The 26,930-nt window shown below is 66.3% G+C and carries 30 protein-coding genes and 2 tRNA genes; 2 read left to right on the top strand and 30 right to left on the bottom strand.

Going from position 1 to position 26,930, the window contains the following annotated elements:
- Window positions 1-55 precede the first annotated feature (55 nt).
- Window positions 56-1,942 carry a PAS domain S-box protein gene (locus MU521_RS10665; protein ID WP_092692370.1) on the top strand — a complete coding sequence of 629 codons (1,887 nt, stop codon included), beginning with the start codon at window positions 56-58 and terminating at the stop codon, window positions 1,940-1,942.
- Between the two features lie 30 nt (window positions 1,943-1,972).
- Here MU521_RS10665 and MU521_RS10660 read toward each other — a convergent pair whose 3' ends face one another.
- The 13 genes from MU521_RS10660 to MU521_RS10600 all read right to left on the bottom strand — a co-directional run bounded on the left by MU521_RS10660 (window position 1,973) and on the right by MU521_RS10600 (window position 15,570).
- Entirely contained in the window at window positions 1,973-2,377 is a 405-nt protein-coding gene (locus tag MU521_RS10660; protein WP_092692372.1) for a DoxX family protein, read from the bottom strand.
- Between the two features lie 86 nt (window positions 2,378-2,463).
- Complete coding sequence (locus tag MU521_RS10655; RefSeq protein WP_092692375.1) at window positions 2,464-2,850, bottom strand: DUF8055 family protein; 387 nt, start codon at window positions 2,848-2,850, stop codon at window positions 2,464-2,466.
- 21 nt (window positions 2,851-2,871) lie between these two features.
- Entirely contained in the window at window positions 2,872-4,539 is a 1,668-nt protein-coding gene (locus tag MU521_RS10650) for an FAD-dependent monooxygenase (RefSeq protein WP_092692377.1), read from the bottom strand.
- Entirely contained in the window at window positions 4,532-6,193 is a 1,662-nt protein-coding gene (locus MU521_RS10645) for an electron transfer flavoprotein subunit alpha/FixB family protein (protein ID WP_092692379.1), read from the bottom strand. The genes MU521_RS10650 and MU521_RS10645 overlap by 8 nt, the downstream gene beginning before the upstream one ends.
- Before the next feature lie 2 nt (window positions 6,194-6,195).
- Entirely contained in the window at window positions 6,196-7,050 is an 855-nt protein-coding gene (locus MU521_RS10640; protein WP_092692381.1) for an electron transfer flavoprotein subunit beta/FixA family protein, read from the bottom strand.
- A gap of 171 nt (window positions 7,051-7,221) precedes the next feature.
- Entirely contained in the window at window positions 7,222-7,551 is a 330-nt protein-coding gene (locus tag MU521_RS10635; protein ID WP_092692384.1) for a 4Fe-4S dicluster domain-containing protein, read from the bottom strand.
- 52 nt (window positions 7,552-7,603) lie between these two features.
- Window positions 7,604-9,319, bottom strand: a complete 1,716-nt coding sequence (locus MU521_RS10630; RefSeq protein ID WP_092692386.1) for a glutamate--tRNA ligase — start codon at window positions 9,317-9,319, stop codon at window positions 7,604-7,606.
- Window positions 9,320-9,370: 51 nt separating this feature from the next.
- Window positions 9,371-10,096, bottom strand: a complete 726-nt coding sequence (locus tag MU521_RS10625) for an MBL fold metallo-hydrolase (RefSeq protein WP_092692389.1) — start codon at window positions 10,094-10,096, stop codon at window positions 9,371-9,373.
- Window positions 10,097-10,138: 42 nt separating this feature from the next.
- Window positions 10,139-10,666, bottom strand: coding sequence for a DUF8173 domain-containing protein (locus tag MU521_RS10620; protein ID WP_217630150.1), 528 nt, complete (start codon window positions 10,664-10,666; stop codon window positions 10,139-10,141).
- Window positions 10,667-10,734: 68 nt separating this feature from the next.
- Window positions 10,735-12,006: a hypothetical protein gene (locus MU521_RS10615; protein WP_092692392.1), complete on the bottom strand. Its 1,272-nt coding sequence runs from the start codon at window positions 12,004-12,006 to the stop codon at window positions 10,735-10,737.
- A 59-nt stretch (window positions 12,007-12,065) separates the two neighbouring features.
- Complete coding sequence (gene idsA3, locus MU521_RS10610) at window positions 12,066-13,109, bottom strand: geranylfarnesyl diphosphate synthase (protein WP_092692394.1); 1,044 nt, start codon at window positions 13,107-13,109, stop codon at window positions 12,066-12,068.
- Complete coding sequence (locus MU521_RS10605; RefSeq protein WP_092692397.1) at window positions 13,106-14,455, bottom strand: ribonuclease J; 1,350 nt, start codon at window positions 14,453-14,455, stop codon at window positions 13,106-13,108. Before MU521_RS10605 ends, idsA3 begins: the two co-directional genes overlap by 4 nt.
- 305 nt (window positions 14,456-14,760) lie before the next feature.
- Window positions 14,761-15,570, bottom strand: coding sequence for an SDR family oxidoreductase (locus MU521_RS10600; protein WP_092692399.1), 810 nt, complete (start codon window positions 15,568-15,570; stop codon window positions 14,761-14,763).
- 141 nt (window positions 15,571-15,711) lie between these two features.
- Between MU521_RS10600 and MU521_RS10595 the strand changes: the two genes are divergently transcribed.
- Window positions 15,712-16,845: an acyl-CoA dehydrogenase family protein gene (locus tag MU521_RS10595; protein ID WP_092692675.1), complete on the top strand. Its 1,134-nt coding sequence runs from the start codon at window positions 15,712-15,714 to the stop codon at window positions 16,843-16,845.
- Here the strand turns inward: MU521_RS10595 and MU521_RS10590 are convergent.
- The 17 genes from MU521_RS10590 to MU521_RS10510 form a co-directional block, all read right to left on the bottom strand.
- Window positions 16,842-18,086: a hypothetical protein gene (locus tag MU521_RS10590; RefSeq protein ID WP_092692402.1), complete on the bottom strand. Its 1,245-nt coding sequence runs from the start codon at window positions 18,084-18,086 to the stop codon at window positions 16,842-16,844. The genes MU521_RS10595 and MU521_RS10590 overlap by 4 nt on opposite strands.
- Before the next feature lie 130 nt (window positions 18,087-18,216).
- Window positions 18,217-18,966, bottom strand: coding sequence for an isopentenyl phosphate kinase (locus tag MU521_RS10585; protein ID WP_092692404.1), 750 nt, complete (start codon window positions 18,964-18,966; stop codon window positions 18,217-18,219).
- The gene (mvk, locus tag MU521_RS10580; RefSeq protein WP_092692406.1) at window positions 18,963-19,955 is read right to left on the bottom strand and encodes a mevalonate kinase; all 993 of its coding nucleotides are present in this window, start codon (window positions 19,953-19,955) and stop codon (window positions 18,963-18,965) included. The genes MU521_RS10585 and mvk overlap by 4 nt, the downstream gene beginning before the upstream one ends.
- A 39-nt stretch (window positions 19,956-19,994) precedes the next feature.
- A complete protein-coding gene (locus tag MU521_RS10575) occupies window positions 19,995-20,357 on the bottom strand; it encodes a DUF5518 domain-containing protein (protein WP_092692677.1) in 363 nt (120 codons plus the stop codon).
- A gap of 77 nt (window positions 20,358-20,434) precedes the next feature.
- Window positions 20,435-21,247: a 30S ribosomal protein S2 gene (gene rpsB / locus MU521_RS10570; RefSeq protein ID WP_092692408.1), complete on the bottom strand. Its 813-nt coding sequence runs from the start codon at window positions 21,245-21,247 to the stop codon at window positions 20,435-20,437.
- The gene (eno, locus tag MU521_RS10565) at window positions 21,244-22,494 is read right to left on the bottom strand and encodes a phosphopyruvate hydratase (protein WP_092692410.1); all 1,251 of its coding nucleotides are present in this window, start codon (window positions 22,492-22,494) and stop codon (window positions 21,244-21,246) included. Before eno ends, rpsB begins: the two co-directional genes overlap by 4 nt.
- Entirely contained in the window at window positions 22,491-22,667 is a 177-nt protein-coding gene (locus MU521_RS10560; protein ID WP_092658968.1) for a DNA-directed RNA polymerase subunit K, read from the bottom strand. Before MU521_RS10560 ends, eno begins: the two co-directional genes overlap by 4 nt.
- A 3-nt stretch (window positions 22,668-22,670) precedes the next feature.
- Entirely contained in the window at window positions 22,671-22,862 is a 192-nt protein-coding gene (locus MU521_RS10555) for a DNA-directed RNA polymerase subunit N (RefSeq protein WP_092692413.1), read from the bottom strand.
- 12 nt (window positions 22,863-22,874) lie between these two features.
- Window positions 22,875-23,273, bottom strand: a complete 399-nt coding sequence (locus MU521_RS10550; protein ID WP_092692415.1) for a 30S ribosomal protein S9 — start codon at window positions 23,271-23,273, stop codon at window positions 22,875-22,877.
- Window positions 23,267-23,704, bottom strand: a complete 438-nt coding sequence (locus tag MU521_RS10545) for a 50S ribosomal protein L13 (protein WP_092692418.1) — start codon at window positions 23,702-23,704, stop codon at window positions 23,267-23,269. Before MU521_RS10545 ends, MU521_RS10550 begins: the two co-directional genes overlap by 7 nt.
- Window positions 23,701-24,051, bottom strand: coding sequence for a 50S ribosomal protein L18e (locus tag MU521_RS10540; protein ID WP_092658964.1), 351 nt, complete (start codon window positions 24,049-24,051; stop codon window positions 23,701-23,703). The genes MU521_RS10545 and MU521_RS10540 overlap by 4 nt, the downstream gene beginning before the upstream one ends.
- A 167-nt stretch (window positions 24,052-24,218) precedes the next feature.
- A tRNA-Leu gene (locus MU521_RS10535) sits at window positions 24,219-24,303 on the bottom strand.
- 117 nt (window positions 24,304-24,420) lie between these two features.
- Window positions 24,421-25,182, bottom strand: coding sequence for a DNA-directed RNA polymerase subunit D (locus tag MU521_RS10530; protein ID WP_092692419.1), 762 nt, complete (start codon window positions 25,180-25,182; stop codon window positions 24,421-24,423).
- A gap of 3 nt (window positions 25,183-25,185) precedes the next feature.
- Complete coding sequence (locus MU521_RS10525) at window positions 25,186-25,578, bottom strand: 30S ribosomal protein S11 (RefSeq protein ID WP_092692422.1); 393 nt, start codon at window positions 25,576-25,578, stop codon at window positions 25,186-25,188.
- Between the two features lies 1 nt (window position 25,579).
- Window positions 25,580-26,098 carry a 30S ribosomal protein S4 gene (locus MU521_RS10520; RefSeq protein ID WP_092692425.1) on the bottom strand — a complete coding sequence of 173 codons (519 nt, stop codon included), beginning with the start codon at window positions 26,096-26,098 and terminating at the stop codon, window positions 25,580-25,582.
- Window positions 26,098-26,631 carry a 30S ribosomal protein S13 gene (locus tag MU521_RS10515; RefSeq protein ID WP_092692429.1) on the bottom strand — a complete coding sequence of 178 codons (534 nt, stop codon included), beginning with the start codon at window positions 26,629-26,631 and terminating at the stop codon, window positions 26,098-26,100. Before MU521_RS10515 ends, MU521_RS10520 begins: the two co-directional genes overlap by 1 nt.
- 20 nt (window positions 26,632-26,651) lie before the next feature.
- Window positions 26,652-26,736, bottom strand: a tRNA-Ser gene (locus MU521_RS10510).
- Window positions 26,737-26,930: the final 194 nt, after the last annotated feature.

Here is a 26,930-nt window from a genome sequence, read left to right as displayed (position 1 = left end):
ATAGGATCCTGATGTAACACGATTTGCCGCCGGCATTCGACCGTGTGTATCCGTGATGGACGACCGACACCTCTCACCGAGTGGATTGGCCGCCCGACCGATCAGTGTCCTGCACGTCGACGACGACCCAGCGTTTCTGGACCTGGCAGGTGAGATGCTGGACCGGACCGACGAACCGCTGGACGTGACGACCGAGACGAACCCGCGGGCCGCCCTGGAGCAACTCGCGGCGTCGTCGTTCGACTGCGTCGTCAGCGACTACGATATGCCACAGATGGACGGGCTGGAGTTCCTCCGGCGCGTCCGCGAGGACCACCCGCAACTCCCGTTCGTCCTCTTTACCGGCAAAGGGAGCGAGGAGATCGCCAGCGAAGCGATCTCCGCGGGCGTGACCGACTACCTCCAGAAGGGACCCCGCGAAGACCAGTACGCACTGCTGGCGAACCGGATCGTCAACTCGGTCGAACACCACGTCGCGGAGCGCGAGGTCGACGAGACGCGGACTCGCTTCTCCAAGCTCCTCGAACACTCCGCCGACTACATCTTCATCATCGACGCGGCGGGGACCCTGACCTACGTCACCCCGTCGGTCGAGCGGATTCTCGGCTACGAGCCCGAGGACCTGACGGGTGAAAACGCGTTCGAGTACCTCCACCCCGACGACGTGGACCGGATTCGGTCTGAACTGGCCGACGTGCTGGACGCGCCGAACGCGGAGAAGACGGTGGAACTCCGGACGAAACACCGGGACGGCTCCTGGCGCTGGGTCGAGATCAGGGCCCGGAACCTGCTCGACGACCCGGGCATCGAAGGGATCGTCGGCAACGTCCGGGACGTGACCGCCCGCAAGGAGAGCGAAGCCGAGCTCGACTGGCATCGCTCGGTCATCCAAAGCATGGACGAGGGCGTCTACGTCCTCGACCGGGACTATCGGTTCCAGTTCATCAACTTCCGTGCCTCACAGACCGTCGACCTCTCGGCGCAGGCGTGGATCGGGGAGCACGTCTCCCATCTCGACGAACTCGGCATCTTCTCCGAGTCGGCGGTCGCGGACGTTCGGGCGGCGGTCGACGACATCGCCGCCGGGGACCGTGACGAGGTCACACTCGTTCTCGAACCGAACGTGCCTCCGGACACGGAGTTTCTCGAACTGCGGATCCGACCCTTGGTGACCGACGACGACAACGATCTCATCCTCGCGACGACACGGGACATCACCGAGCGGAAACGCAACGAAATCGACCTGGAACGCAAGAACGAACGGCTGGAAGCGTTCGCCTCGGTCATCAGCCACGACCTCCGCAACCCGCTGGAAACCGTCTCGACATCGCTCGACCTGCTCGACGCCGACGTCGACAGCGACCACCTCGACCGGGGCCACCGCGCCGTCGACCGCATGGAGCGGTTGATCGACGAGGTCCTCACACTGGCCCGCGAGGGCAGAACCATCGACGACCCGTCGCCAGTCTCACTCGCCACCGTCGCCCGCGACCGCTGGGCGTCGATCCCGACCGGCGACGCGACCCTCACCGTCGACACGGACGCGCACATCCTCGCCGACGTGGGCCGTCTCGAACAACTCCTCGAGAACCTCTTTCGCAACAGCGTCGAGCACGCCGACGAAGCGGTCACCGTCCGACTCGGGCCGATCGACTCGGAGACCGGTCCCGACGGTGCCGAGTCGGACGCCGAACCCGGCTTCCTCGTCGAGGACGACGGTCCCGGAATCCCGCCCGAGCACCGAGACCGCATCTTCGAGATGGGCTTCTCTACGGCCGACGACAGCCCGGGGCTGGGACTCACCATCGTCGACGACATCGCCCAGGCCCACGACTGGTCGGTCACGGTGACCGAACGCGACGCGAACGTGGGGAAGGAACACGGTGACTCGTCGACTGCCGGCGGTGTCCGCTTCGAGTTCACCGGCGTCGAGACGCTCTGAGAAAGCCAGTCGCGGTCGGCACGGTATCGACTACTCGTACGTGTACCACAGCGCCCAGGCGATCAGGACCCCCTGGAACGGGAGCCGAACCCAGCGTCCGAGTCCCGGCTCGGCGATGGCCGCCGGCGCGCCCTGGATCACGACGCCGGACGTGGCCATGTAAACGTTCGCGGGAAAGACCGACAGCAACAGCGCGATCAGCCCCCAGGCCGCGATCCGACGCGTCCGGGGTATCATCACGCCGATCCCCAGGCCGATCTCGGCGATCCCCGAGAGGTAGACGAGCGCCGTGGCCGCCGGCAGTTGCGGCGGAACGATCTGGGCGAACAGGTCCGGCACGACGACGTGGAACACGCCGGCGACCACGTAGATGGTCCCCATCACGTAGACGAGCGCCGGCTTCACCTGCGACAAGTCGTAGCTCCGGGTGGACATATCACCGCTCGTGGCTGTCGGGGCTTTGATCCTTCGCATCTCGTCTGCGTTCCGACGGTCCGACTCGACACCGCCGCCTCGTGCCGTCAGTCGTCGACGGTCCCGCGCTCCGGAACGCCGGTCAGCATCGCCGCCACGTCCCGGATGTTGTGGGTGTCGAGCAGGAGTTCGGCGGCCTCGCGCACCGTCGCATCGGGCTCTGTCTCGACACCGTAACAGGCCGTGTACAGCGAGAGGTAGCCGTTCACCGCCTCGTGCAACAGGTCGAACTCCCGTTCGGAGAACCGCACCCCCCAGTCGTTGGCCCGGGCGTCGACGTAGATCATCACCGTCGGCCCGAGCCCCTCCCGGCAGTAGGCCATCGCCCGGTCCGGTGCCGGCGGATCATCCGGCGGGTCGAACGCGTCCCGGTCAGCCCGGTAGCGCTCCACGGCGGACTCGATCCGGTCGTGGTACGATTCGGTGTCCGTCATCGAGCGTGAGTGCCGCGGTCCTCAGCCCTGCTTGAACTCCACGCCCTTGCCGCCGGCAGGGTGTTCCCACTCCGTGTCGGCGACGATGGCACAGGTGCCACACTCGACGCAGGGCTGGGTGTCCAGGCTTACGAGGTGTTCCTCGTGGCCGTTGGTCTTGACCGTCTCGTCGCGGTAACAGCCGCCGCCGAAGTCCTTCGCGCTGACCGGACAGGCTGCCACGGCGGCCCCGCTGGCCTCGTAGGAGTTGTCCTGTAACTCGATGTGCGGGTCGCCCACGTCGTAGGTCAGGTCGCCGATGCGGTCGGCCAGGTCCGGCGGCTCCACGTCGTTTTCCGCCCGGACGGGCGTCCCGAGCGCCTCCGCGATGGCCGTCGGCGCGGTCACGTACGGCGTCCGCGTGTCGGGCATGACCGACATCACGAACGGAGAGTTGAACGACCGCCCGAGCAGGCCCAGCCGGTCGGCCGCTTTGATGCCCAGCTTCCCGAGCGACGAGTCGACGAGCGAGTCAGTCATCGATGCTACGGCATCGTTCTCGCCGACGGCGCTCGCGATCTTGTAAGGGGTGGGACGGAGTTTCTTCATCACGCCCTCGTCGCGGAGTTTCGTCTCGTAGCGCTGGCCCGCCTCCGCGGGCCGATCCCGGGTCTGGGCCTCGCTGAAGGCTTCGGCGGCCAGCGCGCCCGCCGAGACGGCGTGGTTCATCCCCTTGATGATCGGCCCCTGGGCCTGCATCTGCCCGGCGGCGTCCCCGACGAGCATGAGCCGGCCCCGGTGGGGCGAGGGATGGGCGGCCTTCTTCGAGTCCGGGACGAGTTTCGCTCCGTACTCCAGTTCCTCGTACTCGCCCTGGAGCCACTGGTCCAGCAGTGGATGAGTGAGCAGGGCGTCCAGGAGTTCGTGGGGCTCGGCCTCCTCCGCGACCAGCGAGTCCAGATGGAAGACGGTCCCGATGGACAGCGAGTCGTCGTTGGTGTACAGGAAGCCCCCACCCCGGACCCCCTCGAAGAGGTCGCCCGAGAACAGGTGGGCCACGCCCTCGTCGTCGGCCACGCCGAACCGCTCGGCGACGGCTCCCTCGGGCATGTCGACGATGGCCTTGACCCCCTGGAACCACTCCTCGGGGTCCTCCCAGTCCATCAGCCCCGCGTCCCTGGCCAGCTCGGAGTTGACGCCGTCGGCCGCGATGATCGCGTCGGCCTTGATCGGGTCCAGTTCCTCGCAGGTGACCCCGACGATCTCGCCGGCCTCCCGGAGCAGGCCGTCGACGCGGACCCCCGTCAGGAGGCCGCCGCCGGTCTCGCGGGTCACCTCGTGGACCCGATCTTCGAGCCACGAGTCCATGTGTCGCCGCAGGACGGCGTCGGACCACATCGTGTCGTGTTCGTGGAGATCGGTCAGGTCGATTGTCTTGACCTTCCGACCGGCCACGTTGTGGAGATAGTACTCCGTGACGGGTCGCTCGCTCGCTTCCGTCCGGAAGTTCGGGAACAGGCCGTCGATGGTGTACGGTGCCGATTCCTCGGCGTAGATGAGTCCGCCCGAGACGTTCTTCGAGCCGGACTCGACGCCCCGTTCGAGGACGAGTGTCTCCACACCGTTCTGTGCCAACGTCGCCGCCGCGGCCGCGCCGCCGGGACCGGCCCCCACGACGACGGCTTCGTAGTGTTCGTAATCGTCAGTCATCGGATGCACCTCCTGCCAGCGCCTGGATGTCCAGTTCGCCGTTCTCCAGGGAGTCGGTCAGTTCCGGCAGAATCTCGAACAGATCGCCCTGGATAAAGTAGTCCGAGAAGTCCACGATATCGGCGTCGGCGTCGGTGTTGATCGCGATGATCGTGTCCGACTCGTCCATGCCGACCTTGTGCTGAACGGCCCCGGAGATACCCGCCGCGATGTACACGGCGGGTTCGACCTCCTGCCCGGACTCGCCGATCTGGCGTTCCTCGGTCACGTACTGCTCGACGTGGCCCGCGAACTGGTAGGAGGCCGTGATGACCCCCCGTGACAGCCCGAGGTCGGCCTCCTCGAACTGGTCGACCAGATCGAGCCCGAGTTCGATCCCCTCGGTCGGGTCCGACCCGATACCTCGCCCCAGCGCGACGACGACCTCGTTGCCGGTGAGGTCGACACCGCCCTCTAGCTGGTCGTAGTCGGTGACTTCGACCTTGAACCAGTCGTCGTCGAGGGGCATCTCGTGTTCGATCACCTCGCCCTCGCGCTCGGGGTCGGGGTCCGGCACGTCGAAGCTACCCGGAATCACCGAGGCCCCCTGCGGGTGGAACTCCCGACCGGGTTTGTCCAGACAGAGGATCGTCGAGTACTCGAACCCGGAGAAGTCCGGGCGCTTCATGTGTAACACGCGCTGGAACTCGACGGTCTCGCCGGGTTTGCCCGTCTTCGCCGGGTTGGAGATGTCCGCGGGTTCGATGAACAGGTCCGAGCAGTCCGAGGCCAGCCCGGAGTCGAATTCGGCCTGGGCCAGCGCCGAGAGGTCCCGGCCGTTGTTCGTCGCCGGGAAGACGGTGTAGCGCGGTTCGTCGTAGTCGCGCCAGTCGTCCTCGGCCCGGTCCTCGCGGCCGAAGGGATGGCCGCCGTTGCGCGCCATGTCACAGAATATCCGGGTGTACGGCGTGTGTCGGAACCGGTCGAGGCGTTCGTCTTCGAGGTAGATCACGCGGTCGGCCCCGTAGGCGATGCACTCCTCGGCCAGCTCGCCGACGCCGTCGCCGATCAGCACGGCGATGACTGACTCGCTCTCTCCATATTCGTCGTTGTACCCGTCCATCAACTCGCGGGCCTTCCCGAGCATCTCCCTGGACACGTCGATCAACTGGCCCTGCTGGGTCTCACAGTAGACCCACATGTCCCGGTAGTCGCCGTCTTCGAGCGCCCGGACGTGTTTCTTGTCGGCCGTCGGGTGATCGAGGTCCGGGTACTTCTCTTCGGGATCCTCGATGACCACTTCCTCGTCCTCGTCGTCGTCACTGTCCCGGAGCGTGTCGATGCGACCCTCGATCTGACTCTTGGCGGTCTTGCGGTCCTGGCCCGCTTTCTCTCGCTCCAGTAGGTCTTCGAGGACCGCGATGTCCTCGACGTCCCGCACCATGTTCGCCACGTCGGCGACGGTCATGTCGTCCAGGTCGGCGTCGCCGGGATCGACCTCTTCGTCCTCGCCCTCGACCGTTTCGAGGCGGTCCTCGATGAGCGTCTTCACTGGCACCCGGTCCTCTCCGTCTTCCTCGGCCGCCAGCATCTCGCGCAACTCGTCGGCGTCGTCGACGTCTTTGATCTTCGGTCCGAGGTCGGCGATCTCGTGTTCGGTGGGATCGATCTCCATCGTCAGTCAGCCTCCGCGTACGGTTCGAGTTCTTCGAACACCGATGCCATCCCCGCCTCGTCGCCCGGGTCGACCATCGTCGCCTCCCGTTCGGAGGGTGCTTTCGGGATCGGATCGACGCCAGCCACGATGGTCGGCGACCCGTCGAGGCCGATGAAGTCCGGATCGAGGTTCAACTCTTCCTGATCGTACACTTCGAGGTGGTCCTCGAAGTTCTCGGCTCGCTCCTGGGTCTCGGCCCGGAGGTCCTTGTGCCGGAGCCGGTGGTCGGCCTTCCGGTAGGTGGGTTCGAACTCCGGATCGGCGACGACGAAACACGGCAGCGGTGCCTCGACGGTCTCGATCTCCTCCACGTCCCCCTCGACGAGCCGTTTGGCCCGCAGTGTGCGTTCCTCCTCGTCGATGTCCAGTGCGACGACGTGGGTGACGATGGGCCAGTCCTGACACCAGCAGGTCTGTGGGCCGGTGTGGCCCGTCTCTCCGTCGGCGGTCTTGAAGCCTGCGAACACGATGTCGGGCTCGTCGTCGAGGTGGTCGATCCCCGTCGAGAGTGTAATCGACGTGGCCCACGTGTCGGCCGCGCCCATCTCACGATCAGAGAGGAGATAGAGGTCGTCGGCGTAGACGTCTGCCATCCCCTCCTGCAGGACCTCCTTGTACCCCGGCGGGCCCATGCTCATCAGCGATACGGTGCCGCCGTGACGAACCTTCGTCTGGAGTGCCGCCTCCAGCGCGTGCTTGTCGTTGGGGTTCATCACGGTCGGTGTCTTCCCGCGCTCGAGGTGTCCGTCCTCGTCGAACGACACCTGTCCCTCCCTGAAGTCCGGAACGCCTTTCGTAAGTACCAGTGTGTGCATAGGTATCACGCCATTTGGGTGAACATCACTACCACTGTCGTCCTGGTATTTTGCTATTGTGCTTTTTCCAAGAGCTTACAGGTAACTGGAGCGGTAACGGTCACTATCGGGAGGGCGAAAATTCGGCGTCGTCGGCACTCGGCAGTCGTCAGCGGCCGGGTGGCGGGTCGATCAGATACGGCCCGCGCGGCCGGGGTCCACGTCGATGGCGTCGACCGGACAGACGTCGACACAGAGCATGCAGTCGATGCACTGCTCCTCTTTGGCCGGGTCGGCCTTGATCTCGCTCTCGGGATGGTCGGGCGTGTCGACCCACTCGAACACGTCGACCGGACAGTCCTCCAGACACGCACCGTCGGCGATACAGATATCGAAGTCGACGGCCACGTGTGTCCCGTGGATACCCAACTCCTCGGGTTCGTCGACCGGCCCCCACACGGCGTGCCCGTCGTGGTCCTCTACCTTCTCGCGGTTCTGCTCGAACTCCGGGTCTATGGCCATTGGTAGCTATCCTCACCTCCGCCGGGGAAGTACTTAAAGCTTGGACCGAACGCTACTGGTGTGCGTAGTACGCCACGGTCTCGTCGTCCTCGTGTCGGTCGATCCGCGCGAACCCGATCCGCTCGAACTGGACCATCGCGTCAGGGTCGTAGTCGGTGATGCCGGGTTCCGCGTGTCCCGACACGTCGCCGTCCATCGTCCGCAGGCGGAGGGGCTGGCTCTCGTCGGCGGGCACCCAGTGGATCACGTCCACGTCGCCGTCCCGCACCACGTCGATGTCGTCGTCGGTGAATTCGAGTGCGTCACCCTCGCGACGGACCGGCCCGTAGCCCTTCAACCAGACACGTTCGCCGTCGGCCGGCGCGTCGTCGGGTTCCAGCAGGACCGCCTCGTCCACGGGAATGTCGCGCTCGCCGCGGTCCTCGTGGTTGGGGTGGACCGGCGGATGGCCCGCGTCCGGACCGCCCTCGACGACGAACCGCTCGCCGTCCCGAACGAGGAACGCACGGTCGGTGTCCTCGTCGATCATGTCGCGGTTGTTCGCGTAGATCGACGACATCGCCAGGTCGACGTTCGAGGTCGAGGTCCCGAGTCCGACCATCGCGTCGACGATGGCCTGCCCCCGGATGCCCCGTCGCCGGAGACTTGCCAGTGTCGGTGCCCGCGGGTCGTCCCAGCCGTCGAGTTCGCCGGCTTCGATCTGCTCTTTGATCGTCGACGTGCTCATCGACACGTCGTAGGCGTCGACCTGCACGTGGCCCCAGTGGATCACTTCGGGGTACTCCCAGTCGAAGTAGTCGTAGACGAACCGCTGGCGCTTGGCCGAGTCCTGCAGGTCGATCCCGCGGATGATGTGGCTGATGCCGGTGAGGTGGTCGTCGATCCCGCTCTGGAAGTCCAGCATCGGCCAGCACCGGTACTCGCTGGCTTCCTCGCGCGGATGTGGGGTGTCGATCATCCGGAAGGCCACCCAGTCCCGGAGCGCGGGGTTCTTGTGTTCGATGTCGGTTTTCACCCGCAGGACCTTCTCGCCCGCCGAGTACTCGCCGTCCATCATGGCCTCGAACTCCTCGCGAGTGGTCTCGGGGTCTTTGTCCCGGTGCGGGCAGGCCTCGCCGGAATTTTTCATGTCGGAGAACTCGCCCTGGGGACAGGAACAGGTGTAGGCACCCCCGAGATCGATCAACTCCCTGGCGTGGTCGTAGTAGGTCTCCAGTCGGTCGCTGGCCCGGATCACCTCGTCTGGCTCGAAGCCGAGATACTCGATGGCGTCGAGGATCTCGTCGTAGGCGTCCAGATCGGGCCGCTTCGTCTCGGGGTCCGTGTCGTCGAACCGGACGACGAAGGCCCCGTCGTAGCGCTCCTTGTACGTGCCGATGACGGAGGGCATGCGGGCGTGGCCCAGGTGCCAGGGACCGTTCGGGTTCGGAGCGGCCCGGAGCCTGATATCGTCGTAGTCGTCGGCGTTCGGGAGGTCCGGCAGGTCGTGTTCGTCCGCCTCGTCCTCGGCGTCGAGTTCGGCCACGAGGTCCGGATCGAGTTCTTCGAGGCGGTCGCGGCGCTCCGCGGTCGACATACTCCCGATCTGGCCGACCACCGGTCCGATCACCTCGGGGATCTCGTCGCCGTGCTCGCGGAACTCGGGGTTCTCGCCCATCAGCGGCCCCATGATCGCACCGACCTGCGGGTCGCTGTCGTGTTTCAGGGCATTGAAGAGGGCGTTTTTCTCTGCCTCCTCTTTCACTCGCTCGCGTACCTCGTCGTCCATTTTGTCGTGACTCCGGCGCGCCGCCTCAAAACTCCGCCGTTCCGTCTCCGCTCACAGCTCGATCCGTTCGCCATCGTCCGGGATCGCAACCCCGTCGACCGCCGCCGCCAGGTCCGCCCGCGTCGCGAGACAGTGGTTGATCGCCTCCATGTGGTCCGCGATCACCGGTACGTCGTCGGCGACCGTCTCCCGGACCGAACCGACCTCTTCCGGTGTCATCGTGATCGGCTCGCCCTCGACGAACTGTGCCGCCCCGGCGTTGACGATTACCGCGTCCGGGTCGTGGGCGTCGACGGTCTCGGATACGGCCTCGTACCACACCGTATCGCCCGCGAGGTAGATCGTCTGCGAGCCGTCGAGGATGTAGCCCGACGACGGCCCCATCTGCTCGGCCAGCTCCCCGTGGCCGTGCCGGGCGGGCGTCCGTGTCACGTCGGTGCCCTCGAAGGCGATTGTACTCTCGACCGCTCGCACGTCCGTGAATCCGTCTTCACGAAATTCTTCGGCCTCCTCGGGCTGACAGAGGATCGGAACGTCGGCGGGGAGCTGGTCGGCCGCCGCGTCGTCGAAGTGGTCGCGGTGGCGGTGGGTGACGAGGACGGCGTCGTACGTCAGGTCCACGTCGGGCAAATCGACGCGCGGATTCTCGCGGTCGTTTGGCGAGTTCGGGATCGGCGGAATCCCGCCGGGTTCGCTCAGCATCGGGTCCACGAGGAACGTCGTGTCGTCGAGGTCGAACAGGAGCGTGGCGTGTCGGAGAAGCTGTATCGCGGCCATACCTCTCTGGCGGGCGGAACCGGCATAACTCTCGGGGTGGTCTCAGAGACAGTCCCGGAGGATCGCGCCGAAACCCGCAGCGCCGATGCAGAAGGCCACCAGGCCGCCGATCCCGGTCAGCGTCAGGCCACCGTTCAGTGCGCCCGCGACCAGCAGTGGTTTCAGCCAGCCGTCGTCGGCCTCGATCAGCCGCGTCGCGATGGTGAGGAAGGCGATGGCCGAACCGACGCCCCACACCAGGAGCAAAGCGAAGAACAACACGATGGCAACGGGAATCCCGATCAGCGAGAACAACAGCGCGACGAACAGGATCACCGAGAGTACGAGCATGAGCACGCCATAAACGAACGACCCGACCGGTTCATCGCCGAGGGTGTCCATCTTGGATTCCGTGTACTTCGGTGCGATAGCGACCATGATCGCCCCGACGACGACCGTCAGGACGAACGCGCCGAGCGCGCTGGAGGCCACCCCGGCCGCCGGGTCGACGTTCACGTTCACACCCGGTCCACTGCCCACGTCTCCGAACTGGAGGAGTACCCACCCCACCACCGATACGATGTCGATCATACGACTCCCAACGTCGGGCGTGGGTGAAGAGTTGCCGTCGACCTGTCATCATGGCGCGCGCTCCTGGCTCAGCCCTGCCAGACGCTGAGTCCGCGGTCCGTGCCAGTGCCGACGGCAATCCGTCCGTCGGCGAGCGTGACGCCCGCGAGGTTCGCGGTGAGCGGTGCGTCGAGGGACTGCGTCCAGTCGGTCACGGCCCCAGTGTCAGTCCGCTCCAGGCCGAGGAGCACGTCCTGCCCGACGATGGGCACGAGCAGTTCGACCGTGCCGTCGTCGTCGAAGTCCCCGGCCAGGGCCTGGTCTGTATTGTACGAGCCGTAGGTGTGTGTCTGCACGTTGGGGTAGTCCGCGACCACGGAGAGTGAGTCGTCCTCCAGTCGGTAGAACTCGACGACGTGATCGACGTGTGGCTTCCGTGTGACCGCCAGTTCGAGCCGGCCGCCGCCGAAGGGCGCGACCGCAAGTTGATGTCGCCAACCGGGACCGTAGATCGGCCCGGTGGCACGTCGGCGACCGTCCTGTCCGTACACCGCGATCCGCGCCCCGTCGTCGCCGTTGGCGACGGTCACGAGCAACTCGCGTTGCCCGTCACCGTCGAGGTCGGCCGCGATCGGTGCGAGCCCCTCGATCACGTCCGGCGGACCGACGGATGTCCGGACCGTGACTTCAGGGCCCGACGCGTCGAAGAGGACGAGACTGCCGCCTTCGCGCCGGTTGCCGAGGGCCGCGTGCCCGTACCGGGTCGTCACGTCGCCCAACAGGGCGTACGTGCTCCCGGTAACGTGGACGATACGGCCGTCCCGGAGGGCGTCGACCGAAAACCGTCGCGTCTCCGATTCTCGCCGCAAGACGAGGTCCCCATCGTCAGCGATTGACAGCACGCCCTTGTCCGTCGGCACGGGATGGGTCCGAGTCGCTGTTACGCCGCCCCGCACCAGCGATGGTCCCCCGTCGACCGAGTACGAGAGCGGCGGCGAACCCGCGGCCAACGCACGGTGGGACTGCAGCTCGGTCGCCTCGCCGTCCGCGACCCGGTAGGTCGTGGCGTCACCGCCGTCGCCGACGACGGTCCAGAGACTGCCGGCTTCGCCGGGGAGGGCGACGATCCACCGCGGGCGAACGACCGTGTCGACGGTGACTGGATCGGTCTCCCAGACCGACCCGGCCCCGTCGAGGACACGGTTGCCGGAGGGCTGAACGTGTGTGTATCCGAACTGTCGATCCGGCGAGAGTGACGCCGACGTCGGCGTCGGTGTGCCCTCGAAGGGATTACCCGAACAGCCGGTGAGACCGACGGTCACTCCGAGTCCGGCGAGAAACCGTCGCCGCGACGTATTCATGCGTGGTCCTGGATCGGTCGGACAATAAGACTATCCCGGCCCGGAACCGGTTCGGCGGCTCAGTACTCCCGTTCGATCAGGTAGTCGGCGATGCCGCCCAGCAGGTCCCGACTGTGGTTGTCCGGAAGGACTGCCAGATTGGCCTTGCCGCTGGCGATGAGGGCGTGAGCGGCCTCGCGTGCGTACTCGATGCTGCCAGCGTCGCGTAACTCGCCGACAGCGGCCTCGATCTCGGCCTCGTCGACCGCTTCCACGGTGTCCGCGTCGACCAGACTGTCCACGTCCACGCCGTGTTCGCGGGCGTGGAGCGTCACCAGTGTCTTCTTGTTCTCGATCAGGTCGCTGCCGCGTTGCTTGCCGAGTTTCTCGCTCGGCGTCGTCAGGTCCAGCAGGTCGTCCTGGATCTGGAACGCGCGGCCGATGTCCAGCCCGTAGCCGTAGAGCGCGTCGACCGCGTCGTCGTCGCCCAGCAACATGGCCGGGACGCTCGCGGCCGCGGCGTACAGCACCGCGGTCTTGAGCTCCACCATGTCCAGATACTCGTCGGGTTCGACGGCGCTGCGGGACTCGAAGTCGATGTCGAAAGCCTGGCCCTCACAGATCTTCGTGCAGGTCGTCGCCAGTTCCGAGAGCGCCCGGACCGACCGCTCTGCGGGCGCGCCGGTTTCGAGCATGACCTCGAAGGCCTTCGAGTAGAGCGTGTCGCCGGCGAGGATCGCGGTTTCGAGGTCGTACTCGCGGTGGACCGCGGGCACGCCACGACGCATGTCGTCGTCGTCCATGATGTCGTCGTGGATGAGGGTGAACGACTGGATGATCTCGATACTGACCGCCGCCGACATCACGTCGACAGGGCCGTCCGGAGCGGGGAAGGCGTGGTAGTCCTCGCCGAGCGGGTCGGCGTCGGCGATGGCCTCCGCGGCCAGGAGGAGGATGGTCGGACGCAGGCGCTTGCCGCCCGCGTCCAGCAGGTACCGGGACGCCTCGTAGAGGCGCTCGGGGCGGATGATCGGCAACTGCTCGGGGATGGCGTCGTTGACCAGATCGCGACGGGTGACGATCGCCTCCTCGACGGCCGCCTGATCCGCGCGTGGGGTCGTCATTCGTCGACGAGCGTGATCAGATTCCCGTTGCGCGTGACGTGCAGGTCACGCCCGAGGTTGTACCCCATGTTCTCCGCGAGGTCGACGTACGGCGCGAACCCTTCCATGTCCTGGTGAGCCGGGATGACGTGCTGGGGCTGGAGCGTATCGAGCATCTCGTAGTGACCTTCCTGCCGGAGGTGGCCCGAGACGTGGATGTCGTCGTAGATACGCGCACCCTGCATGCCCAGCAGTTTCTCGCTCTGGTAGCGCTGGCCCTCGTTGGTCGGTTCCGGGATGACCCGCGCCGAGAACAGCACCTTGTCGCCGTCCTCCAGTTCGTAGGGCGTCTCGCCGCGGCCCATCCGGGTGAGCATCGCGCGGGGCTCGCCCTGGTGGCCCGTGACGATGGGCAGGAACTTCTCCTTGCCCTCGTTCATGATTCGCTTGAACGTCCGGTCGACGGACTTGCGGTGGCCGTACATCCCGAGGTCGTCCGGGAAGTCCACGAAGTCCAGCCGTTCTGCGGTCCCGGAGTACTTCTCCATCGACCGACCCAGCAGCACCGGCTGGCGACCGATGTCCTCGGCGAACTCGACGAGCGAACTCACACGGGCGATGTGCGAGGAGAAGGTGGTCGCGACGATGCCGCCGTCGTAGTCCTCGATGCTGTACATCACGTCTTTGAGGTGGCGACGGGCGACCGATTCGGAGGGCGTGCGGCCCTTCCGGCCGGCGTTGGTACAGTCCTCGATGTAACAGAGGACACCGCCGTCCTCGCGGGCGATCTCCCGGAATCGCTTCATGTCGATGGGGTCGCCGATGACCGGCGTGTGGTCCATCCGCTTGTCCAGCCCGTAGACGATGGAGCCTTCCGGCGTGTGGAGGACCGGGTTGATCGCGTCGATGATCGAGTGAGTCACGTTGACGAACTCGAGTTCGTTGCGTTCCCCGATCTGCATCGTCTCGCCGGCCTCCATCTTCTGGAGGTCGTTCTCGACGCCGAACTTCTCCTCGCCTTTGATCTGCTGTTTGACGAGTTCGATGGTGAACGGCGAGGCGACGATTGGGGCGTTGTACCGGTGAGCCAGCTTCGAGATGGCGCCGATGTGGTCGAGGTGGCCGTGGGTCGGCACGATGGCCTTCACGTCACCTTCCAGATCGGACATGACCCGGTCGTCCGGGATCGCGCCCATGTCGATCAGATCGAGACTGTGCATCCGTTCGGTTTCGACGTTGTCGTGGATCAGGACCTTCGAGAGGTTCAGACCCATGTCGAAGACCACGACGTCGTCGCCCGCTCGCACCGCAGTCATCTGCCGGCCGACTTCCTCGTAACCGCCGATTGTCGCAATTTCGATTTCCATGGTTGTGTCGCCGAGACGGGCCCCGCGGAGACGGACGACTCGCGGTGACCGGCAATCAGGCGATTCTGGTCCGAAAGCTAGCGACTCCCGACCGCCGACGGATTCCGTGCGGCCACGAGCCAGAATCTGGCCCGCGCCGCGCGTCGACGGACGGGAGTCGGTCCCGTTCCGGACACACCGAACCGCTCGATGTGTTGCCGGCCGCCGCGTCCGAGTCCGGGCGGCCGTGCGCTCGGTTATCCAGCCCTTCGGCACCCGCTATTAAAACTGTTGGGTTTGGACGCCCCCCGTCACGTTCGACCGCGTCACCCCATTGGCGACTGGTGAAGCAGGTGGCCGCCGTCCACGACGTAGTAACTCCCGGTGACGTAGTTCGCGGCCGGACTCGCCAGGAAGAGGACGAGGGGCACGCAGTCCGCGGGGTCGCCGAACCGGTCCGCGGCCAGGTCCTCCAGCAGTTGCTCGGGCAACGACCCGCCGACCGCGCTGGCGATGCCCTCCGTCTCGATGATGCCCGGTGCGACCGTGTTCGCTCGGATGCCGAACTTGGCCCACTCGCTGGCCAGCGACTGCATCAGGTTGTGGACGCCCGCTTTGCCCGCCCCGGAGTGGGCGTGGTAGGGCGCGCCGAATTCGGAGTTCGTCGCGCCCATCGAGATGATAGACCCACCGCCGTTCTCGATCATGTGTTCGCCGACCGAAAACGAACAGTATGCCGTCCCGTCGAGGATCGTCCCCACCACCGACCGCCAGCCGTTGGCCGACAGTTCCTCGGTCGGCGTGATGAAGTTCGCCCCCGCGTTGTTGACCAGGATCGTAACCGCCCCCAGCTCGTCGATCACCGTCTCGGTCATCGCGTCCACCTCGTCCTCGTCGCGCACGTCGACGGTCGTCGCGCAGGCGTTCTGGCCCCTCTCCTCGACCGCCTCGGCCACCGGCTCCAGGTGGTCCATGTTCCGGCTCGCGACCGCCACGTCCGCCCCGTGATCGGCCATCGCCAGTGCGATCTCCTCCCCGATTCCCGTCCCACCGCCGGTGATCAGCGCCGTCTCGCCCGCTAACAAGTCCGCCGCGAACACGTCCGTACTCGGCGGCGTCGGATCGAACCCTGTCATCCCCTACATGCCCGACCAGACACGGTAAATGCGTTTCTAATTCCTTGTGATACGTTTTCACGGCGCAGGAAACGATAAACTCGCGGCCGGTTCTCGTCGTTCGGAAATAGTTAACACACTACTCGTCGTCGCTGGCCTATGATCGATTTCTCCCTCACGGAGGAACAACGGGCCGTCCGACAGACAGCGCGGGAGTTCGCCGAGAACGAGATCGAGCCCGTGGCGCGTGAACACGAGGAGAGCGGCGAGTGGCCCCGCGAGGTCTGGGAGACGGCCGTCGACGCCGGACTCATCGGCGTCTCGATCCCCGAGGAGTACGGCGGCGCGGGGATGGGCCAGATAGAGGCCTCGATCTTCGCCGAGGAGATCGCCCGCGCCGACGCCGGGATGCTCGCGGCTATCGGCACCGAGTTCGGCACCCGGATGATCGCCGAGTACGGCACCGAGGCACAGAAAGAGTGGATTCTGACGGGCATCACCTCGGGTGAACTGATCGGCGCGCTGGGCAACACCGAACCCGACCACGGGAGCGACGCCGCGAGCATCGAGACGACCGCTGAAAAAGATGGAGACGAGTACGTCATCGACGGCGTGAAGACGTTCATTACGCACGGCTCCATCGCGGATTACGTCCTCACGATGTGTCGAACTGGCGTCGAAGGCCACGCCGGTATCTCCGCAATCGTCGTCGAGACCGACCGCGACGGCTTCGAGGTCGAGTCGAACATTCACAAGATGGGGTGGAACGCCTCGGACACTGCTCAGTTGCGCTACGACGGTGTCAGAGTACCAGAGGAGAACCTCGTCGGCTACGAGGACGCTGGCTTTTATCAGCTCATGGAGTTCTTCGAGGAAGAACGGGTCGGCATCGCCGCCCAGGCCCTCGGCATCGCCCAGCGCTGTCTCGACGAGGCTGTCGAATACGTCGGCGAGCGCACGCAGTTCGACCGGAAGCTCGAGGAGTTCCAGGCCGTCCAGCACACCCTCGCTGACATGGCGGTGAAAGTCGAGAACGCCCGTCGGCTCACCTACGACGCCGCTGCACGCATCGACCGCGACGAGAAGCCCACGAAACTCGCCAGCATGGCGAAACTCTACGCCTCCGAGGTGGCCGAGGAAGTCGCCAGCGACGCCATGCAACTCCACGGCGGCAACGGCTACACCCGCGACTACCCGGTCGAACGACAGTACCGCCACGCGAAACTCTACCAGATCGGCGAAGGAGCGAGCGCGATCCAGCGCAACATCATCGCGAAAGAGCTACTGGACCTCTAGTCTTTCATGTCACTCTCGTCGAGCGGTTCCCAGTCGCCCGGTTCGTCGGTGGTGTCCTCGACTTCGCCCTCGTCGATGGCGTCGTCGATGATCGTGTGCGCGTCGTCGTCGAGGTCATCTTTTTCCTCCTGCTCGAACGCCTGGTCGATTACGTCCGCTTTCTCCATCTCCGAGGGTGCTGGGTCGTCATCGTCGTCGGATCCGTTTTCCGGCTCGGTGAACACGTCGTCGGGGCTGGAATCTTCGCTGTCGGTCTCGCCGCCGGCCGCTACCGGCTCGGCATGGTCCTCCCCGTCGTCGGCTTCCGCCGCCGTGTCTGCCTGCTCCTCACCCAGGCCGCTTTCTGTGGCCTCGCTGACCGCCCGGTCGATGTCCTCCGGCATCGCCCGTTCGCGGTCCTCTGGGGCCGGTTCGTCCCCGGCGACCTCGTCGTCGACACTCCTGTCCGGATCGGGAGCCGATTCGATCAGGTCGTCACCGTCGTCCGGTTCTGCAACCGGGTCGACGACTTCCTCACTGTCGACAGGTTCGTCGTCGACGGGTCCCGCCTCACCACTACTCTCCCGGGGCGTCGTGGCTGTCGGGCCCCCGTCGTCGCTCGCTTCCCTCGGTTCCGGCTCCGGAGTCGGATCGGCCACGCTGTCACCGGCGGCGTCCGCCGTCTGCTCGACCGACGACGGGTCCTGACCCGGCTTCTGCGTCGGTTCGTCGACCAGATCGACCGACTCCGGTTCGACCTTCTCGGTGGCCGGTTCGGTCGTTTCGGCCGTCGATTCGGGCTTCTCAGCCTCGGAGTCGGTCGCCGATGCCGAGTCGGCCGTGATGGGATCGTCGTCCGACGGTCGATCCTCCCGGTCGAAGACCGTCTCCGCCTCGGATTCGGACGCGGGTTCGCTGGCCGCCGGCCCAGCGCCCTCGATGGCCTCGTCCGCCGAAGCCGGCGTCCCGACCGTCGCCGCCGCGTTCTCGACGCCGGCCGTGACGCTGTCCGCGATCAGCTTGTGGACCAGCCCCACGGTGCCCGCATAGAGGACCACGACGCCAGCCAGACCGAAGAACCCGCCGGCGGCCAGCATCGCTGGCTGGCCGAGCGCCAGAAGGGACCGTAACGTTAGCTTGCCGCCGGTCGCCAGCAGGCCCCCGAGCGCGAACAGGACACCGCTGACCACCAACAGCCCGAAGACGAGACCGACTATCTTGAAGCCGTATCTGGCCCCGTCCACGATTCTCACAGTTGTCATGTTGCCGTTATTGGTAACAATCCCCAATAAGAGTACGCCACGTTTCGGGCAGCACGAGACTTCGCCGTGGTCAGGTTTCCCGCACGCCACAGTTCGACAGCCTATCACGGACGAGAGAGGTTCTCGTTCGCTAGGACTCGTCGTCGCCGCCAGCCACCAGCGTCCCCGGGCGTTCTCCCTCGAAGAACGAGCGCAGGTCCGCCAGCGCGAAGATCGACGCCGGGGTATCCAGATCCAGCAGCGTCCGGACTTTCGCAGCCATCCCGCCGGTCACGTCCGCGGCGTCGCTCCCGCCGAGCACCGCGGCCACGTCCTCGAACGCGTCGATCCGGTCGATCACGTCGTCGTCGGCATCGAGGACGCCCGGCACCGCCGAGCAGAGTCCCACTCTGTCGGCGTCGACGCCCGTCGCCAGCGCCACGACGAGTTCGTCGCCGCTGACGATGGTCGCGCCCGCCCCCACATGGGCGACCACGTCGCCGTGCAACACCGGGACGAATCCCTCGCCCAGCATCGTCCGGACCTGGCCAGTCGGCAGGTCCAGTTGCCCCTCCCCGTCCCGAGCACCGGCCGACAGCGGGTGAACGGGAACCGCTGTGACGCCCGCGTCGGCGAGCGCCTCGACCATCGCGTCGTTCAGTCGTTTCATCGCGCCGTGGATCTCCCGGACCGCCAGCGCGTCCGCCGTCCCGTCGGTCCGGGAGACGCCGTGGCGGGTCGCGTAGTGGTGCCCGAAGCTCCCGCCGCCGTGAACGACGACGACCTCCTCGTCGGCGCTCGCGACTGCCCTCGCCGCGCGCTCGATAGCCGCTTCGTCGAGCGTCTCGGGCTCGTCTTTCTCCGTGACGACGCTCCCGCCGAGCTTGACGACGACCGTCATCGCTCCTCCACCCGCACACCGTCTGTGTCCAGTTCCGCCCGGAACGTCTCCTCGCATCCGGGGGTGTACGACAGCGCGGTCCGCGCCTCCTCGGTCTCGTCCAGCACGACGATACAACCCCCGCCGCCCGCGCCGGTCAGTTTCGCGCCGAGCGCGTCGGACTCCCGGGCCGCCCACACCATCTCGTCGAGCGACCGCGAGGAGACGCCCAGTGCCTCCAGCAGTCCGTGATTGAAGTTCATCAACCGCCCGAGTTCTTCGAGGTCGCCCGCTTCGAGCGCACGTTCGCCCTGCCGCACGAGGTCGCCGATGCTCTCGACGGTGTCGGCCGCGAACGGATACTCCTCTTTGAGTCGGCGAACGCCCGCGACGAGCTCGCCCGTGTCTCCGGCCCCACCGTCGTAGCCGATGACGAACGGTAGATTCGGCACGTCCCGGATGGGCTGGCAGTCGTCGCCCTCGACCCGGACCGCGCCGCCGACCGCGGAACAGAACGTGTCCGCCCGTGAGGCCTGTCCGTCCTGCACTTCGTACTCGACCCGATAGGCCCGGTCGGCGATCTCCCTGGCGGACAACTGGACACCCAGTTCGCGCGTCGCCGCGTCGATGCCCGCCACGACGACCGCCGCCGAGGAGCCCAGTCCCGCGCCGAGCGGAAGCTCGCTCTCGATGGTGATGTCGAAGCCCGCGTCGGGTCGATCGGCCGCGTCACGGGCCTGAGCGGCCGCCGCGTCGACGTAGCCCACGGCCGCCTCGACCAGTGCCTCGGGCACGTCCACGTCCGCCGAGGCGTCCGCCGCGCCGTCGTACTCCACGGTGAACCCGTCGAGCGTGAGGTCGGTGGAGTGGACCCGTAGCGCGCCGTCGTCACGTTCCTCGACGGTGACGCGCGCCCGTCGCTCTATCGCGCACGGCACCGCCGGTTCCCCGTACACCACCGCGTGCTCCCCGAAGAGATAGACCTTCCCCGGTGCGCTGGAAACGACCATATCCGCCCATTCCACTCTCGGGTAATGGAACTACCGGGTTCAGAGCACGTCCTCGTCGTACAGGTACTCCCCGATATACCCGCCCAGCGCCGATAGCCCGACGATGAACACGGCGAAGAAGACGAACGCGAACAGCATGAAAAACAGCCCCACGCCGCCGGCCATCATCCCGCCACGCCCACCGAACATCGCGAACAATCCGATGAAACCGCCGAGGAAGAACATCCCGAGCACCATCGGCACGAGCGCGACCAGTCCCGACAGGATGCCGACGCGCACGCCGTCGCGCTGATTCAGGTACCCGGCGACCGCCCCGCCCAGGATGGGCGAGAAGCCGGTAAAGGAGAGCACTATCGTCACGACACCACCGATCAGGGCGTTCATCGTCGAATCGTCGGCCATACGCCCGGCGTCGACCGGGAGCAACTAAGCTCTTGAGGGAGTCGAGCGTCAAAAAGGCGAAACAGTCGGGGCGAAATCTACAGTTCGCTCTCGAAGTCCTCGAGCGCGTAGGCGGGTTCGGCTCCGCGCCGATCCAGCGTCTCGTTGGCCAGCAGCCAGTAGACGACCGACAGGGCCTTGCGACCCTTGTTGTTCGTCGGGACCACGAGGTCGACGTTGCTCGTCTGGTTGTTGGAGTCACACATCGCGATGACCGGGATGCCCACCGTGATGGCCTCCTTGACGGCCTGGGAGTCACCGATGGGGTCGGTCACGACCACGACGTCGGGCTCGATGTAGCCCTCGTAGTCGGGGTTGGTGAGGGTCCCGGGGATGAACCGACCGGTGCGTGCGCGAGCGCCGATGGCGTCCGCGAACTGTTCCGCGGGGAAGCGACCGTACTGGCGCGAGGAGGCCACGAGGATCTGCTCGGGGTCGTAATCGCCCAGGAAGTCCGCGGCGGTGCGGATGCGCTGGTCGGTCATCGAGACGTCCAGCACGTACAGGCCGTCGGTCCGGACGCGGTGGATGAACCGCTCCATGTCCTTGGTCTTCTGCTGGGTCCCGATGTGGACACCGGCCGCGAGGTAGTCCTCGACCGGGATGAGGAGGTCCGCCTCGTCGTCGGGCATGACGTCCTCGTCCAGTCGTGGCTCCTCTTCGGCTTCTTCGGCGGCCTCCTCGGCCGCCTCTGTGTCACCCGACTCGGCGTCGGGGGTCTGTTCCTCGTCGTCGGCCTCGGCGACGTCCGTGTCGGGATCGGGCTCCGGCTCCGCACCGGACTCGCCGGTCGGCTCCGGGTCGACCTCCGACTCGGCGGCGTCGAGACCCTCTTCTTCGTTTCCACTCATGCGTTGTCCTCGATTCTGATCAGTTCGTTCAGCTTCGCTGTGCGCTCGCCGCCGACCGCGCCCGTCTTGATGAACGGCGCGTCGGTCGCCACGGCGAGGTGTGCAATCGTCGCGTCCTCGGTCTCTCCGCTCCGGTGGGAGACGACCGGCTCGTACCCGTTCTCGACCGCCAGCTCGATGGCGTCGAAGGCGTCGGTCAGCGTGCCGATCTGGTTGGGCTTGATCAGGATGCTGTTGGCCGCACCCCGCTCGATACCCTCGGCGAGCCGGTCCGTGTTGGTCACGAACAGGTCGTCGCCACAGATCAGCGTCCGGTCTCGCGGCTTCGCCGCTCGACTTCCTGAGGCGCTACGCGCCTCGCTCTCCCCCACGCGGTCCGTGAGTTCCGCGAACGCCTCGTAGTCGTCCTCGTCGAGCGGGTCCTCCACGTAGACGAGGTCGTACTCGTCGACGAGGCCCGCGACGTAGTCGATCTGTTCGGCCGTGTCGCGGGTCTTCTCGCCGTAGCTGTAGACGCCCTCGTCGGCGTCGTACAGTTCGGCACCGGCCACGTCCAGACCCATCCGGACCTCGAAGCCGAACTCCTCGGTGACGCGCTCGGTCGCCTGGGCGACGATCTCGAACGCCTCGGCGTCGTCCACCGACGGTGCCCACGCGCCCTCGTCACCCTTCCCGGCCGCGATACCGCGCTCGGCCAGGATGTCGTGGACTTCCTGGTGAACCGCCGCGTTGGCGAACACCGCGTCCGCGACGCTGGGCGCGCCGACGGGCGCGGCCAGGAACTCCTGGATGTGGGTCGCGTCCGCGGCGTGTTCGCCGCCGCCGACGACGTTGCCCAGCGGCACCGGGAAGTTCCGTCCCCGGAACGCACCGCCGAGGTGCTGGTAGAGAGGGATCCCCTGCGTGTCGGCACCGGCCTTGGCCGCGGCCATGCTGATCGCGACCGCGCTGTTGGCCCCGATCTTCGAGAAGTCGTTCGTGCCGTCCGCGCCGTGGAGCGCCTGGTCGACCCCGCGCTGGTCGCCGGCGAACACCTCGCCGACGAGTCGCGGCACCGCCAGTTCGCGAGCCTTCGCGATAGCCTCGTTTGGCTCCAGTTCGATGGCCTCGTACTCGCCCGTGGACGCGCCGCTCGGTGCGGCCGCACGGCCGAATCCGCCGTTGTCCGTGGTCACCTCAGCCTCGACCGTTCCGTTACCGCGGGAGTCGAGGGTCCGTCGGAGGGACACGTCGGCGATCAGCGTCACTGTTCACCCCGCCTGACGGTGAACGGCAGGACCTCAGCGTCGTACTCCTCGGCCGCGATGAGGATCGGCTGGGTCTGCTCGGTGTCGATGAGCACCGGTGCGCCGTAGGCCACCTGCAGCGCTCTCGCGCCGATGATGCGTGCCTTCTCGTATCTGTTGTCCTGTCCTGCCATGTGTCACTGATACGGTGCCACGATGTCGACGAGGTCCTTGTGTGAGACGAGCATCCGGCGACAGCAGTGTCGCTCCACGCCCAGCTCGTCGAGGACCATCTCGGGGTCCTCGCCGTCCTGGGTGCGGGCCTTGAACTCCTCCCAGTGTTCGCCGACGACGTTACCACAGGTGAAACACCGGACCGGTACCATCATACTTGAATCACCTCAGCGGTAGGACTTCTGGTAGCGCGCCCGAGCGCCCGGGCCGCCCCACTTCTTGGGTTCGGTCTGGCGCACGTCGTTGACCAGCAGCGACCGGTCGAACTCCATGTAGGCGTCCCGCAGTTCCGCGTCGTTGTGGAACTGGACGAGCCCGCGCGAGATGGCGGTTCGGACCGCGTCCGCCTGCCCGGAGACCCCGCCGCCCTCGACCTGCACGTCGATGTCGACTTCCTCGCGCAGGTCGTCGTCGGCGATCCGGAACGGTTCCAGCATCTTCAGCCGCGACAGCTCCGGCTCGACGAGTTCGACGGGCTGGGAGTTCACCCGAACCCGACCCTCGCCGTCGGTGACCGTCGCGCGTGCGATGGCCGTCTTCTTCTTGCCTGACGTGTTAGTTACCATGTGACGTTCGCTCCAAGTTCTTCGCTGACCTCGCCCAGCTGGACGAAGTTGATGTTCGAGAGTCGATCCAGCGACGTTCCCTCGACGACCTCCGCGTCCTCGTCGTGGGGGTTGCCGATGTAGACACGGACGCTCTCGAAGGCCTCGCGCCCACGATCCGTCTTGTACGGCAGCATGCCGCGGATCGCGCGCTTGAAGATGCGGTCGGGCTGTTTCGGGTAGTACGGCCCCCGGTCCGAGCCCAGATCGCGGCGCGTCCGGTACGTCTCCATCGTGTCCTCGGCGTTGCCCGTGATGACCGCCTGCTCGGCGTTGATCACGGCCACGCGCTCGCCGTCGAGCGCGCGCTGGGCCACCTCGCTGGCGACCCGGCCCATGATGCAGTCACGTGCCTCGACGACGACATCCGCGTCGAATTCTGCGATACTCATCGAATCACCCGTACGTTGCCGCCGTCGGGGTTGCGTTCGAGTGCCTGTTCTAGCGTGATGCTCTCGCCTACCTGGTCGATCTTGGTCTCGGCCGTGCCGGAAAAGTCGACGGCGGCGACCGTGACGTCCTTCTGCAGGACGCCGCTGCCCAGGACTTTCCCGGGCACGATCACTGTCTCGTCTTCCTGGGCGTACCGCTCGATGCGGCCCAGGTTGACTTCGGCGTGCGTGCTTCGCGGCTTCTCCAGCCGATCGGCCACGTCGCCCCAGACCTCGCCGCCCGAGTTCCGGGCGGTCGACTTCAGGTCGGCGATGAGACTACTGAGTCTCGGGTTCGTCTTACTCATATCCTACCTCCGAAGAAGTGTGTCTGCTCGCTTTTACGACTCGTCGGTCGTGACGAGCCGAACAATGCAGGGAGCAGGATTTGAACCACCGGCAGACCGTCGGCCTCCCGAGGCCCAAACCTGCTCTGCTCGCTTTCACGGCTCGCCGGTTCTGGCGAGCCGAAGAATGCAGGGAGCAGGATTTGAACCTGCGGACCCCTACGGGACAGCGCCCTGAACGCTGCGCCGTTGGCCTGACTTGGCTATCCCTGCTTGCACGTGTCAGTTCCGACTGCCCCTTCAAACCGCTTTCGATTGCCCACCGGTCGGCCCGGCCGCTCTTCAGGGGGCGGGAGGCGTCATGTCGGTGTGCAGGGGCAGTGTCGATCATTATAGCTGTACCGCGTCTTTGAGTTCGCCCGCCCGGCCGTGGACCGTGTCCACCGCCTGGATCACCAGGTCGTCGACCGACATCGAACCGTCGGTCTCGACGTGGAACACGAAGGCGTTGGGCACGTCGTGGACTTCGACTTCCTTCCCCGGATACCGCTGGGTCAGGTCGTGGTCGAACGCCTCGGTCGGTATCAACTCGCCGTCCTCCTCGATGACCCCGCGCAGGATGTGGGGGTCGTCGTCGCCGTACTCGTCGGCGTCACCGACGACCTCCACAGTTTGGAGATGACGGTAGCCGACCGCCACGCCGCCCTGGTGTTTGGCGTGTTCACGGCCAACGTCGTGGACGGCGTCGGCCTCGACCTCCAGGCGCTGGGGGGTCTCCGACCCCTCCGGGTCCTTGAGGTCGATGATCGGGACGTTCTTGTCGGCCGGCTCGACGCGGTCGTCGGTACTGACCAGGTCGCCCGAGTAGGCGGTGCCCGGTCCCTCGACGTCCAGCGCGAGCGTGACCGTCTCCCCGATCTCGTAGTCCTCGGGCGTGGTCAGCGGGACCAGCCCGAGCCGGAGCGCGATCTGCTCATCGAACATCACCGACGAGTTCTCGATGACCCGCACCTCGTCGATGGAGAGTGTGGGCACGTCGGCGATCATCGCACGCCGGATCCCGTTCGCGAACGCGGGGCTCGCGTCGCGTACGAGGAATCGTGCTTCGCGGTCGCCCCGGTCGATGAACTCCACGTCGTAGTCCGGTGCCATGTGTTAGAACCCGCTGTTCTTTGGGCCGCGAGTGCCGTCGTGTGGGATTGGTGTCACGTCCTCGATACGACCGATCTCCAGGCCGGCTCGCGCCAGCGCCCGGATCGTCGCCTGGGCACCCGGGCCGGGATTCTTCTGCTGGTTCCCGCCGGGACCGCGCACGCGAACGTGGACGCCCTCGACGCCCTTTGCCTTGACTTCCTCGGCGACGGTCTCGGCCATCTGCATGGCGGCGTAGGGCGAGGCTTCGTCGCGGTTCTGTTTGACGACCGTCCCACCCGAAGACTTCGCGAGCGTCTCCGCGCCGGTCTGGTCGGTGATCGTGATAATCGTGTTGTTGAACGATGCGTGCACGTGGGCGATGCCCCAGATGTCGTCAGGTCCTTCCTCAGCCATGTTACTGTTCCTCCGCGCGTTCGGGGTGGAGTTCGTCCGTTAGCGGACTCGTGCTGTCGAACTCGACGGCGTCGCCTTCCGCGACGGCGACCTTCCGCGAGGGCTCGGTGACGCGGCTCCCGTCGACCGTGACGTGTCCGTGGACGATGAACTGGCGGGCCTGCTTGGCCGTGTTGGCCAGGCCCTTGCGGTAGACGACGGTCTGGAGACGGCGCTCCAGCACGTCGGTCACGTCCAGCGACAGGATGGCGTCCAGGCTGTCCTCCTCGTTGAGGATGCCGAGCTTCTTCAGCCGGGCCAGGAACTCCTGACTCTCGGCCGCTTCGGCGTCGCCCTGGGTAGCACCGAGCAACTGGCGAGCCTCGCGCCGGTAGGAACGCAGTTCCGACTGGGCACGCCAGAGTTCCTCTTTGTTCTTGAGTCCGTAGCGAGCGACGAGGTCGTGCTCGTCGGCGATTCGTTCACCCTGGAAGGGGTGGTTCGGCGTCTCGTAGAGTTTGGTCTTGGTTCCGAGTGGCATTATTCCTCACCGCCCTCTTCGGCGGCCTCCTCGGCCTGCTCTTCCTTGATCGCCTCGACGTTGACGCCGATGGTCCCCTCGGTACGACCGGTGGACTTCGTGCGCTGACCACGAACTTTCTGCCCGCGCTTGTGACGGACGCCCCGATAGGAGTCGATCATCTTCATCCGGTTGATGTCCTGCCGGCGGGTCATGTTGAGGTCGTTGCCGATCTCGTGGGTCGTCTCCCCCGAGAAGAAGTCCGACTGATGATTGGTCATCCACTCGGGCACCTCGTCGGCGAAGCCCTCGACGAGCGAGACGATCTCTTCGATCTCCTCGTCTTCGAGCTTACCGAAGGTGTCCCGACGGTCGATGTCCGTCTTGTCGGTGATGATCCGGGCGGCCCGGTGTCCGATACCGTTCATGTCTGTCAGTGCTCGCTCGACGGATTTCGTCCCGTCGAGGTCTGTCTGTCCGATACGGACGAAATAGCGGATGTCCTCCTCCTCTTCCTCCGCGTTTTCGTCCTCGGGTGGGTCTTCTGCACTCATGTGTAACCGTTGTCGGTGAGCGTCGTGGCGGGGATTCGAACCCCGGAGGCTTGACGCCACAGAGTTAGCAACCCTGCGCCTTGGGCCAGACTTGGCTACCACGACCCGCTTGGCTGTTGTATTTCCGCCCGCGAGACACGCCGTCTCTCTCGGACTCGGGGCCCGACGCCCCTACACGATCTGTACACTGAGCTATTGCCAGGGTCTATTTAAACGCAACGGAAGCGTCCCGCTCCTCCCCGGCGGCGCACCCTCGAACCCCCGGTGGCCGAACCTGTCTTTTGAGGGAGGAGTATTTT

The sequence above is a fragment of the Halorientalis regularis genome (assembly GCF_023698535.1).
GTDB lineage: Archaea > Halobacteriota > Halobacteria > Halobacteriales > Haloarculaceae > Halorientalis > Halorientalis regularis.
The sequence above is the reverse complement of the archived record's forward strand: the minus strand, read 5'-3'. Positions and strand labels throughout refer to the sequence as shown.